Source organism: Fredinandcohnia onubensis (genome assembly GCF_002734215.1).
Taxonomy (GTDB): Bacteria; Bacillota; Bacilli; order Bacillales; family Bacillaceae_L; genus Ferdinandcohnia; species Ferdinandcohnia onubensis.
Genome location: NZ_NSEB01000028.1, coordinates 17604 through 29810, shown reverse-complemented (window position 1 = coordinate 29810; position 12207 = coordinate 17604). Strand labels below are relative to the sequence as shown.

Annotated in this window: 10 protein-coding genes and 1 other annotated feature; all 10 genes read right to left on the bottom strand. The window is 39.0% G+C overall.

What is annotated here, in order from left to right; all coding sequences use genetic code 11:
• Positions 1-86 precede the first annotated feature (86 nt).
• On the bottom strand, positions 87-3683 hold the full coding sequence (gene rpoC, locus CKK03_RS22910) for a DNA-directed RNA polymerase subunit beta' (RefSeq protein WP_099364814.1): 3597 nt from the start codon (positions 3681-3683) through the stop codon (positions 87-89).
• Between the two features lie 67 nt (positions 3684-3750).
• Entirely contained in the window at positions 3751-7320 is a 3570-nt protein-coding gene (gene rpoB / locus CKK03_RS22905; protein WP_099364813.1) for a DNA-directed RNA polymerase subunit beta, read from the bottom strand.
• Between the two features lie 450 nt (positions 7321-7770).
• Entirely contained in the window at positions 7771-8376 is a 606-nt protein-coding gene (locus CKK03_RS22900; protein ID WP_099364812.1) for a class I SAM-dependent methyltransferase, read from the bottom strand.
• Between the two features lie 105 nt (positions 8377-8481).
• Entirely contained in the window at positions 8482-8844 is a 363-nt protein-coding gene (gene rplL / locus CKK03_RS22895; RefSeq protein WP_099364811.1) for a 50S ribosomal protein L7/L12, read from the bottom strand.
• 61 nt (positions 8845-8905) lie between these two features.
• Positions 8906-9406, bottom strand: a complete 501-nt coding sequence (gene rplJ / locus CKK03_RS22890) for a 50S ribosomal protein L10 (RefSeq protein ID WP_099364810.1) — start codon at positions 9404-9406, stop codon at positions 8906-8908.
• Between the two features lie 76 nt (positions 9407-9482).
• Positions 9483-9611, bottom strand: a sequence feature (ribosomal protein L10 leader region).
• Positions 9612-9673: 62 nt separating this feature from the next.
• Positions 9674-10363 carry a 50S ribosomal protein L1 gene (gene rplA, locus CKK03_RS22885; RefSeq protein WP_099364809.1) on the bottom strand — a complete coding sequence of 230 codons (690 nt, stop codon included), beginning with the start codon at positions 10361-10363 and terminating at the stop codon, positions 9674-9676.
• A gap of 155 nt (positions 10364-10518) precedes the next feature.
• Positions 10519-10944 carry a 50S ribosomal protein L11 gene (gene rplK, locus CKK03_RS22880; RefSeq protein ID WP_010285014.1) on the bottom strand — a complete coding sequence of 142 codons (426 nt, stop codon included), beginning with the start codon at positions 10942-10944 and terminating at the stop codon, positions 10519-10521.
• Positions 10945-11112: 168 nt separating this feature from the next.
• Entirely contained in the window at positions 11113-11646 is a 534-nt protein-coding gene (nusG, locus tag CKK03_RS22875) for a transcription termination/antitermination protein NusG (RefSeq protein ID WP_099364808.1), read from the bottom strand.
• A gap of 151 nt (positions 11647-11797) precedes the next feature.
• On the bottom strand, positions 11798-11980 hold the full coding sequence (gene secE / locus CKK03_RS22870) for a preprotein translocase subunit SecE (RefSeq protein ID WP_099364807.1): 183 nt from the start codon (positions 11978-11980) through the stop codon (positions 11798-11800).
• Between the two features lie 36 nt (positions 11981-12016).
• Complete coding sequence (rpmG, locus tag CKK03_RS22865) at positions 12017-12163, bottom strand: 50S ribosomal protein L33 (RefSeq protein ID WP_099364806.1); 147 nt, start codon at positions 12161-12163, stop codon at positions 12017-12019.
• Between the last annotated feature and the right edge of the window lie 44 nt (positions 12164-12207).

Here is a 12207-nt window from a genome sequence, read left to right as displayed (position 1 = left end):
CTAAGAGAAGGATGTCAACTACAAGTAAATAAAATTATTTAGGCTCGTAGTAGACATCCACTATCTTAGATATGCTCTTTTAACCTTTATTCAACACCAACAGTGTCTTCTTGTTGCTCTACAACTACTGGTTCTGCTCGTCGATAACGATTCATACCTGTACCTGCAGGAACAAGTTTCCCAATAATTACATTCTCTTTTAGCCCTAGTAACTCATCACGTTTCCCTTTAATTGCAGCATCAGTTAGGACACGAGTTGTCTCCTGGAATGACGCAGCAGATAGGAATGAATCAGTTTCTAGCGATGCTTTAGTAATACCTAGAAGTACCGGTCTACCAGTAGCAGGAGCTTTACCTTCAAGTAATACTTTCGTGTTAGCATCCGTGAATTGATGTATATCAAGTAATGAACCTGGTAATACATCTGTTTCACCCGCATCAGTAACTCTAACCTTACGAAGCATTTGTCTTACCATCACTTCGACGTGTTTATCACCAATTTCAACACCCTGCATACGATATACTTTTTGAACTTCTTTTAAGAGGTATTCCTGAACAGCAGTAGTATTAGTAACCTTTAATAATTCTTTTGGATCAACAGAACCTTCAGTTAACACCTGACCACTCTCAACTTGTTGACCTTCAGCGACCTTCAAGCGAGCGCCATATGGTGCAGTGTAAGAACGAGATTCAACGTCACCTTGGATTACAACTTCTTGCTGTCTGTCTTTTATTTCATTAACTGCGGTAACAACACCGTTGATTTCTGTAATAACGGCTTGACCTTTTGGATTTCTCGCTTCAAATAATTCTTGAATACGAGGTAAACCTTGAGTTATATCGTCTCCTGCAACCCCACCAGTATGGAATGTACGCATTGTAAGCTGAGTTCCTGGTTCACCGATTGATTGAGCAGCGATGATACCAACTGCTTCACCAACTTCAACCTCTGATCCAGTTGCTAGGTTACGGCCATAACATTTTTTACATACGCCGTGGCGTGTGTTACATGTGAACGCAGAGCGAATTGTAACTTCTTCGACACCAGCATCAACAATTATCTTTGCGATATCTTCTGTTATTAGTTCGTTTTCTGCTACTAACACTTCATTTGTTTCAGGGTGAACAACTTTCTTTCTCGCATAACGGCCATCGAGGCGCTCTTCGAGAGGTTCGATAACTTCTGTTCCCTCTTTTAACGATCTAACAAGTAAGCCGCGATCTGTACCACAGTCGTCCTCACGTACAATTACGTCTTGAGCTACGTCAACTAGACGTCTTGTTAGGTAACCAGAGTCAGCTGTCTTAAGGGCAGTATCTGCAAGACCTTTACGAGCACCGTGCGTAGAAATGAAGTACTCTAATACTGTTAAACCTTCACGGAAACTAGATTTAATTGGAAGTTCAATGATACGACCAGCCGGGTTCGCCATAAGTCCACGCATACCAGCTAACTGTGTAAAGTTAGATGCGTTACCACGGGCACCAGAATCACTCATCATGAAGATTGGGTTTCGCTTATCAAGTGAAGCCATTAGCTTGCCTTGAATGGTATCTTTCGCCGCACTCCAGATTGAGATAACACGGTCATAACGCTCATCTTCTGTAATTAAACCACGTCTAAATTGTTTTAATACGTTATCAACCTTTGCTTGAGCTTGCGCTAAAATCTCTTCTTTTTCAGCTAATACAACAATATCTGCTACACCAACAGTAATACCAGCTTTTGTTGAATACTTAAATCCAAGATCCTTCATGCGATCAAGCATTTTAGAGGTTTCAGTAATTTTAAAACGTTTAAAGATCTCAGCAATAATATTACCGAGTATTTTCTTCTTGAACGGATCTATCTGTTCTTGACTTTGAATTAGTTCTTTAACATTTGCACCCTTAGGAACGAAATACTTTTCAGGTGTTTTCTCTTCTAAGTTTGTTTTTGTAGGTTCGTTAATATATGGGAATGATCTTGGTAAAATCTCATTAAAAATCAACTTACCTACTGTTGTCATTAGCAACATACTATTTTGTTCTTCTGTAAATGTTGGGTTCTTTAAGGAACTAGCATGTACCGCAACTCTTGTATGAAGATGCGCATATCCATTCTGATAAGCTAGAATAGCTTCATTTGTGTCCTTGAAAATCATTCCTTCTCCGACAGCGCCAGGACGCTCCATAGTTAAGTAATAGTTACCTAATACCATGTCCTGCGATGGTGTAACTACTGGCTTTCCATCTTTCGGATTTAGAATGTTTTGTGCTGCCAACATTAATAGTCTTGCTTCAGCTTGCGCCTCAGAAGAAAGTGGTACGTGAACCGCCATTTGGTCACCGTCAAAGTCTGCATTATATGCAGTACATACGAGTGGGTGAAGACGGATTGCGCGTCCTTCAACTAATGTAGGTTCAAATGCTTGAATACCTAAACGGTGTAATGTAGGGGCACGGTTTAAGAGGACCGGATGCTCCTTAATTACTGACTCAAGCACATCCCAAACTTCAGGTTGCACACGTTCAATCTTTCTTTTCGCACTCTTTATGTTATGAGCAAGCCCTTTTTCAACTAGCTCTTTCATCACAAATGGTTTGAATAGTTCTAACGCCATTTCCTTTGGTAGACCACATTGATACATCTTAAGGTTCGGACCTACAACAATTACGGAACGACCAGAATAGTCAACACGTTTACCTAATAGGTTTTGACGGAAACGACCTTGCTTACCTTTCAACATGTGTGAAAGTGATTTTAGTGGACGGTTACCAGGTCCTGTAACAGGTCTGCCACGACGTCCGTTGTCAATAAGTGCATCAACCGCTTCTTGAAGCATGCGCTTTTCATTCTGAACAATGATGCTTGGTGCGCCTAAATCTAAAAGACGCTTTAAGCGATTGTTACGGTTAATTACACGACGGTATAAGTCGTTTAAATCTGAAGTAGCAAAACGACCACCATCAAGCTGAACCATTGGTCGTAGTTCAGGAGGAATAACTGGTAGTACATCAAGAATCATCCATGAAGGCTCATTGCCTGAGTTACGGAATGCCTCTAGTACCTCAAGTCGCTTAATTGCACGAGTTCTTCTTTGTCCTTGAGAAGTTTTCAACTCTTCTTTTAAGCCGTCTACTTCTTTTTCTAGATCGATATCGAGTAGAAGCTTTTTAATCGCTTCAGCTCCCATTGCAGCGTGGAATGTGTTCCCGTATTTTTCACGGTATGCACGATATTCCTTTTCAGAAAGCAATTGCTTTTTATCTAAAGGAGTATCTCCGGTTTCTGTTACAACGTAAGAAGCAAAGTAAATTACTTCTTCAAGAGCCCGAGGGGACATGTCTAAGACAAGTCCCATTCGGCTTGGAATTCCTTTAAAGTACCAAATATGTGATACAGGTGCTGCAAGTTCAATATGCCCCATGCGTTCACGACGAACTTTTGCACGAGTAACTTCTACGCCGCATCGATCACAGACTACACCTTTGTAGCGAACACGTTTATATTTACCACAGTGACATTCCCAGTCCTTTTGTGGACCAAAGATTCGTTCACAGAATAACCCATCTTTTTCTGGTTTTAATGTACGATAGTTAATTGTTTCTGGCTTCTTCACTTCACCGAAAGACCATGAACGGATCTTATCTGGAGAAGCGAGGCCAATGCTCATGTATTCAAAATTATTAACATCTAGCAAGGGGCCTACCTCCCTTTTGATCTACAGGATTACCCTTATTGACCTTTGCTTTTCATGACTGTTAGCTCTATTCCTTAACTACTGCGTTCTTTTCTAGTTCTGAGTCGATTTGTTTGTCAGAATCAAGAGATATTCCCTCTGATTGACTTGCTTCCTCGTCATCTTCTAAATCACGCATTTCAATCTCTTCTTCATCACCCGAGAGAATCTTCACATCTAATCCCAGTGACTGTAGTTCTTTAATTAATACTTTGAACGATTCAGGAACACCTGGTTCAGGAACGTTTTCACCCTTAACAATCGCTTCATATGTCTTCACTCGACCAACAACATCATCGGATTTAACTGTAAGGATCTCTTGTAACGTGTATGCAGCACCATAAGCTTCAAGCGCCCAAACTTCCATCTCACCAAAACGTTGTCCTCCGAACTGAGCTTTACCACCAAGTGGTTGCTGTGTAACAAGAGAATAAGGTCCAGTTGAACGAGCATGAAGTTTGTCATCAACCATATGTGCTAGTTTAATCATATACATAATACCAACAGATACTCGATTATCAAACGGTTCACCCGTTCTTCCATCATATAAAACTGTTTTCGCATCACGAGACATTCCAGCCTCTTCTAAAGTATCCCAAACATCTTCTTCAGTTGCACCGTCAAATACTGGTGACGCAACGTGAATACCCAGTTGTCTAGCAGCCATACCTAAGTGTAGCTCTAGAACCTGACCGATGTTCATACGTGAAGGAACCCCTAGTGGGTTTAACATGATGTCGATTGGCGTTCCGTCTGGAAGGTATGGCATATCTTCTTCCGGAAGAATTCTTGAAATTACCCCTTTGTTTCCGTGACGACCAGCCATCTTATCTCCTTCGTGTATTTTACGTTTTTGAACGATATATACACGAACAAGCTGGTTTACACCTGGTGGTAATTCATCTCCATCTTCTCGATTGAATACCTTCACATCAAGAACAATTCCTCCGCCACCATGTGGTACACGAAGAGAAGTATCGCGCACTTCACGTGCTTTTTCACCAAAGATTGCATGTAATAGACGTTCTTCAGCTGTAAGTTCCGTTACCCCTTTTGGTGTAACTTTACCTACAAGTAAATCACCGTCTTTTACCTCGGCACCAACACGGATAATACCACGCTCGTCGAGGTTGCGTAATGCGTCTTCTCCAACGTTTGGAATATCACGTGTGATTTCCTCTGGTCCTAATTTTGTATCACGTGATTCAGATTCATATTCTTCAATATGAATAGATGTATACACATCATCTTTTACAAGTCTTTCACTCATGATGATGGCATCTTCATAGTTATATCCATCCCAGTTAATAAAACCAACAAGAACGTTACGTCCTAACGCTAGTTCACCCTTTTCCATAGAAGGACCATCTGCAAGGATTTCTCCTTTAACAACTTCGTCCCCTTCTGTAACAATCGGGCGTTGGTTATAACATGTGCCTTGATTCGAACGAATAAATTTTAGTAGACGGTATTTATCAAGGTCGCCTTTCACCTTTTGACCATCAACTTCTTGATAGCGACGTACCCAGATTTGTTTTGCTTCAACTCGCTCAACAATACCAGGGTGTTTACAAATTACTGCGGCACCTGAGTCCTTTCCAGATACATACTCCATACCTGTACCGACGAACGGCGCTTCCGGCTGCATTAGAGGAACAGCCTGACGTTGCATGTTCGCACCCATTAGTGCACGGTTTGAGTCATCATTTTCTAAGAAAGGAATACATGCAGTCGCTGCAGAAACAACTTGCTTTGGCGATACATCCATGTAGTCAATTCGGTCACGGTGTACAACAGTGTTCTCACCCTTGAAACGAGCAACTACATCTTCATCTAAAAATTCACCATTTTCACCTAAACGAGAATTTGCCTGAGCAGTAACATAGTTATCCTCTTCGTCTGCTGTTAAGTAGTCAATTCTATCTGTAACTTTGCCTGTTTCAGGATCAACTCTTCGATACGGAGTTTCGATAAACCCAAATCGATTCACCTTTGCATAAGATGATAATGAGTTAATTAGACCGATGTTTGGACCTTCTGGTGTTTCAATCGGACACATACGACCATAGTGAGAGTAATGAACGTCACGAACTTCAAATCCTGCACGTTCCCGTGTTAAACCACCAGGTCCTAATGCTGATAATCTTCGTTTATGTGTTAATTCTGCTAATGGATTTGTCTGGTCCATAAATTGTGAAAGCTGAGAGCTACCAAAGAACTCTTTAATAGAAGCGATCACTGGACGGATATTGATTAATTGTTGTGGAGTAATCGTATTCGTATCTTGAATTGACATTCTCTCACGAACAACACGTTCCATTCTTGATAATCCAATACGGAATTGGTTTTGTAGAAGCTCACCAACTGAACGCAGACGACGATTACCTAAATGGTCGATATCATCTGTATCTCCAACTTGATGTAACAAGTTAAAGAAATAGCTAATTGAAGAAAGAATATCCGCTTGTGTTATATTCTTAACGCCTTCTTCGATATAGGCATTACCAATGACATTAATGACTTGTTCGCCATCTGGGTCATTTGGAGCATAAATCTTTATAGACTGAAGTGTGATTTCTTCATCTATAACGCCAGCTGCTGGCTGAAGTGATTTAAAACCAATACCATTCTCTAAATATGGAATGATACGGTCTAGCGTTCTGCGATCGAGAAGCGTGTCTTTTTCCACGATAATCTCACCAGTTTCAGGATCAACAAGTGTTTCTGCAATACGCTGATTAAACAAACGGTTCTTAATATGAAGTTTTTTGTTGATTTTGTAGCGTCCTACACTCGCAAGGTCATAACGCTTTGGATCAAAAAAGCGTGATTCCAATAAACTTTTTGCGTTTTCGACTGTTGGCGGTTCTCCAGGACGTAGACGTTCATATATTTCTAGTAATGCTTTTTCTGTGCTTTCTGTGTTGTCTTTTTCAAGCGTGTTACGTAAATATTCATTTTCACCAAATAAATCGATGATTTCTTGATCAGAGCCAAACCCAAGCGCGCGCAAAAGGACCGTTACCGGCAATTTACGAGTACGGTCGATACGAACGTACACAACATCCTTCGCATCTGTTTCATACTCTAACCATGCACCACGGTTTGGTATTACCGTTGCTGTAAAGCCGCGTTTACCATTCTTATCAACTTTGCCACTGAAATAAACACTCGGTGAACGAACCAATTGTGAAACAATTACACGTTCTGCACCATTGATAACAAACGTACCTGTTTCTGTCATGAGTGGGAAGTCACCCATAAATACATCTTGGTCTTTTACTTCACCAGTTTCTTTATTGATCAAACGCACCTTTACTCTAAGTGGCGCCGAATAAGTAACATCTCTTTCCTTTGATTCCTCTACAGAATACTTTGGCTCACCTAAACTGTAATCAATGAACTCTAGAGATAGGTTACCTGTAAAATCTTCAATCGGGGAAATATCTTGGAACATTTCCCTAAGACCCTCATCAAGAAACCACTGATAAGAAGAGGTTTGAATCTCAATAAGATTTGGTAATTCTAAAACTTCACTAATACGAGCATAACTTCTTCGTTGGCGGTGTCGTCCATACTGAACTAGTTGACCTATCAACCCATTCACCCCTCATATCAAGCGTTATTAATCTTGCTATTTTATAAATACTTACTAATTATAAAAGCCTACCTATAAACCAATATAAATAGTAAGAAGTAAACCGCAAATCAAAATGATAGGACACGTATAGCAGCCTATCAAATCCGACTTTTTCAAGCCAAACAAATACTGATCTTCTTTGTCTAGAAAGATGTTTACAAGCTATTTTAAGCCGAAAAATAACCTTTTTTATAGACAAAAAGAAAAAGGGTTTCTACTATGAAAACCACAATTCTAAAAACAAACTATTGATTTTATCAGTTTTTCCATACATACTATATTTATACATATATTTAATTTTTTAGTTATACATGGAAAAATTATATATCGGCATTATATAATGCTACCACACGCGAAATACCCAGTCAACTCATTTTTTCATTTGTCAAGTGGAAATTTCCTTTTGAATTATTTCGCTTTCTTAGCTTTAATAATATGGTAGCCTTTTTTTCTTTCGACAATCTCTACTTCTTCGAAAATCATCTCAAGCTTCTCAATCGCAGACGGAGCTCCTTGCTTCTTTTGAATCACAACCCACAATTCACCGCCAGGAACTAGATATTGATAGCTCTCTTCTAAAATATGATGTACCACTTTTTTCCCTGCGCGAATTGGAGGATTTGAAATAATAGCCGCAAAGCCTCGTTTTTCTACATTTGTAAATAAATCACTTTGATGTATATCAACATTTGTGACCTTATTTATTTCCGCATTCTTTATCGAAAGCTCGATTGCCCGTTCATTCACGTCGATCATTTCAACAAGACGTTCATTATGTACTTTTGCGAGTGCAAGACCAATCGGCCCATACCCACAACCAACATCTAAAAATGGACCAGTAACTTCTGGAGCTACAAACTCCTCCACTAATAACCGAGATCCAAAATCAACTTCATTTTTTGAAAAAACTCCACTATCGCTTGTAAAAGAAAACGAATTTCCTTTTAAGACAAATACTTGAGTTTTTTGATTACTTGCCACAGTGGGTTTACTAGTATAATAATGTTCGGCCATCAATATATCTCCCAACATAAGAGTATATGAACAGTATACCCATTTCATTCATACTTGATAAAAAAAGCTCGCTTGATAGCGAGCTTTTTCATACGTTACTTAAGATTACTTAACTTCTACGCCAGCTCCAACTTCTTCAAGTTTAGCTTTAACTTCTTCAGCATCCTCTTTAGAAACGCCTTCTTTGATTGCTTTTGGAGTGTTGTCAACAAGTTCTTTAGCTTCTTTCAAGCCAAGACCAGTGATTTCACGTACAACTTTGATAACTTTAATTTTTTGTGCACCAGCGTCTGTTAATACAACATCAAATTCAGTTTGCTCAGCAGCAGCTTCAGCTCCGCCACCAGCAGCTACAGCTACAGGAGCAGCAGCAGTTACACCAAATTCTTCTTCAATTGCTTTTACTAGGTCATTTAGTTCTAAAACAGTCATACTTTTAACTGCTTCAATGATTTGTTCTTTAGTCATTAGAAAATCCTCCTTAAATAATTATCCTATTTGAATTTCGAATTGTATAATTGTATTACGATTAAGCGCCTTGCTCTTCTTTTTGTTCTGCAACTGCTTTAGTAGCAAGTGCAAGGTTACGAATTGGAGCTTGAAGTACGCTAAGCAACATAGAAAGTAAACCTTCGCGTGATGGTAGATCAGCAAGAGCTTTAACTTCCTCAAGAGTTGCAACATTTCCTTCGATAACACCCGCTTTGATTTCTAATGCTTCATGCTTTTTCGCAAAATCATTAAGAATTTTAGCAGGAGCAACTACGTCTTCATTACTGAATGCAATTGCGTTTGGTCCTGTTAATGCATCATTTAAACCAGCAAGCTCAGCTTGTTCTGCAGCGCGGCGAGTTAATGTGTTTTTGTACACTTTAAATTCAATGCCTGCATCACGAAGTTGCTTACGTAGTTCTGTTACTTCTGCAACAGATAGACCGCGATAGTCAACAACGATAGTTGATTTACTTTCACGTAATTTGTCTGCAATTTCAGTTACGATTTGTTTCTTTTGTTCTACTGCATGACTCATTCTTTTACACCTCCTGTGAGTTATTTCGCAACACTTGAAACCGTTCGGTGTTAGATGGCGTTCATGAAGAACACGTTTCTAGATTAAAAAACCTCTATGCCAAGTAGACACAGAGGTAGTAATGATCAAGTAATATATACTACACCTCGGTAGGAAATTAAGCTATCAAAGCACCTACTGTCTACGGTACAAATGCTATTCATTTGTTAACAACAAAATCTATTATATGAAATGCTCTTGTAAAAGTCAATATCCACTATTTTCTAATTAGAATGTAGAAGCGTCAACTTTTACGCCAGGTCCCATTGTAGAAGATACAGCAACGTTTTTCATATAAGTTCCTTTTGCTGCAGATGGTTTAACCTTAAGCATAGTTTCATAAATTGTAGTGAAGTTCTCAATTAGTTTTTGATCATCGAATGAGATCTTACCAATCGGAACATGAATGTTAGAAGATTTATCAATGCGGTATTCAACTTTACCAGCTTTGATTTCATTAATTGCTTTTGTTACATCAAAAGTAACAGTTCCTGTTTTCGGGTTTGGCATTAAACCTTTTGGCCCTAATACACGACCAAGCTTACCAACTTCACCCATCATGTCAGGAGTAGCTACGATTACATCGAAATCAAACCAACCTTGGTTGATTTTGTTGATGAACTCGCTATCGCCAACATAATCAGCTCCAGCAGCTTCTGCTTCTTTTGCTTTTTCACCTTTAGCGAAAACTAATACACGTTGAGTTTTACCAGTACCGTTTGGTAGAACAACTGCACCACGAATTTGTTGGTCAGCTTTCTTAGGGTCAACTCCTAAACGGAATGCAACTTCTACAGTCGCATCAAATTTAGCTGTGCTTGTTTTCTTTACTAATTCAATTGCTTCTGCAACTGAGTAAGCTTTTGTACGTTCTACTAATTTAGCAGCTTCTACGTACTTTTTACCTCTTTTTGCCATTTTAATTTCCTCCTCAATTGTGGTTTTAACGGAATAACCTCCCACGCCAAGCGTGACAGCACATTTATGCACTGACGCTAGACAGAACAAAGGTTGCGAACGAAAGAAAAGTGATGTTCCATCCGCAACCCCGAACAAATTGTAACAAATTGGAATTAGTCTTCGATGACAATTCCCATGCTACGAGCAGTACCTTCAACCATACGCATTGCAGATTCAACATTTGCTGCATTTAAATCAGGCATTTTTGTTTCTGCAATCTCGCGTACTTTATCACGCTTAACTGTTGCAACTTTATTACGGTTTGGTTCACCAGAACCAGACTCAATTCCAGCCGCTTTCTTTAAAAGAACTGCAGCAGGAGGAGTTTTTGTAATAAATGTAAATGAACGATCTTCATAAACTGTGATTACAACAGGAATAATTAAACCAGCTTGTTCTGCTGTACGAGCGTTGAACTCTTTACAGAATCCCATAATGTTAACACCTGCTTGACCTAATGCTGGTCCAACCGGTGGCGCTGGGTTTGCTTTACCCGCTGGAATTTGTAATTTAACCTCTTTAATTACTTTTTTAGCCACGAGACACACCTCCTTAAAGTCCGTGATGTGGTAATAGGGTTTTACCCTCCCACTCATCTATTCTTTATAATCCATAAAGAACGTTAGCATAGTTAGTCTCAATATTTTGAGACATACTGACCTATGCAATATTACCACTTTTGATTTACAATATCAAGTTTTTCTTCATTAGATTTTTTCAATTTGTGTAAAGTCTAATTCAACTGGGGTTTCACGCCCGAACATGTTGACAAGAACTTTTACCTTTTGCTTATCGAGATCTAGATCTTCGATTGCACCTGTGAAGTTTGTGAATGGACCTTCTTTCACACGAACTGTTTCTTTTAATTCAAAATCAACATCAATAGGTCTTTCATCCATTCCCATTCTCTTAAGGATGAATGTTACTTCTTCTGGTAAAAGTGGTGTTGGTTTTGAGCCTGAACCCGCTGAACCAACGAAACCTGTAACTCCAGGTGTGTTACGTACTACATACCAAGAATCATCTGTCATGATTATTTCAACTAAAACATAACCAGGGAATACCTTCTTCTTAACGATTTTCTTTTTTCCGTTCTTGATATCAGTTTCTTCATCTTCCGGAACAATAACGCGGAAGATTTTATCTTGCATGCCCATTGTTTCGACACGTTTCTCTAAATTTGCTTTTACTTTATTTTCATACCCTGAGTACGTATGAACAACATACCAATTCTTTTCCATAAGTTAGGACTGCTTGTCCTTCCCTCCCTTTACTGGGTTCTAACACCGTCTTGACATTCTATATTTTATGCAATTAAAAAAACCCGTAACCGGGCTTTCTCGTAAACACTCTTTGTTCTCTATTCATCATTATACCATGAGTGAACAGGGTTTATTCAAGTACTAAACGAATTAATTCAGAAATTCCAAGATCAACCACCGCGAAAAATACAGATACAAAAATTACCGTTGTTAATGTAACAATTGTATAACGTGTAAGTTCTTTTCTTTTCGGCCAGCTTGTTTTCTTCATTTCTCGAACTATTTCACGAAAAAACTTGGTTATGTTTTTCATCCATGTAACCTCCAACTTTATCAGAACAATCCTAATCTATTTCGTTTCACGATGATTCGTGTGAGAATTGCAGGTCTTACAAAACTTCTTCATTTCAAGCCGTTCAGCTGAAGAGCTATTCTTCATGGTCGTATAATTTCTACTACCACATTCCACACAGGCTAAAATTACCTTTTTACGCATTTTATCACCTACACTATCAAATACCCTTGGCGTATTTGCGCCCG

Bases quoted from the DNA above. Each gene is read 5' to 3' on its own strand.
- CKK03_RS22900 (WP_099364812.1), bottom strand. From the start codon at position 8,376: ATGGCCGAACATTATTATACTAGTAAACCCACTGTGGCAAGTAATCAA.
- rplL (WP_099364811.1), bottom strand. From the start codon at position 8,844: ATGACTAAAGAACAAATCATTGAAGCAGTTAAAAGTATGACTGTTTTA.
- rplJ (WP_099364810.1), bottom strand. From the start codon at position 9,406: ATGAGTCATGCAGTAGAACAAAAGAAACAAATCGTAACTGAAATTGCA.
- rplA (WP_099364809.1), bottom strand. From the start codon at position 10,363: ATGGCAAAAAGAGGTAAAAAGTACGTAGAAGCTGCTAAATTAGTAGAA.
- nusG (WP_099364808.1), bottom strand. From the start codon at position 11,646: ATGGAAAAGAATTGGTATGTTGTTCATACGTACTCAGGGTATGAAAAT.
- secE (WP_099364807.1), bottom strand. From the start codon at position 11,980: ATGAAAAACATAACCAAGTTTTTTCGTGAAATAGTTCGAGAAATGAAG.
- rpmG (WP_099364806.1), bottom strand. From the start codon at position 12,163: ATGCGTAAAAAGGTAATTTTAGCCTGTGTGGAATGTGGTAGTAGAAAT.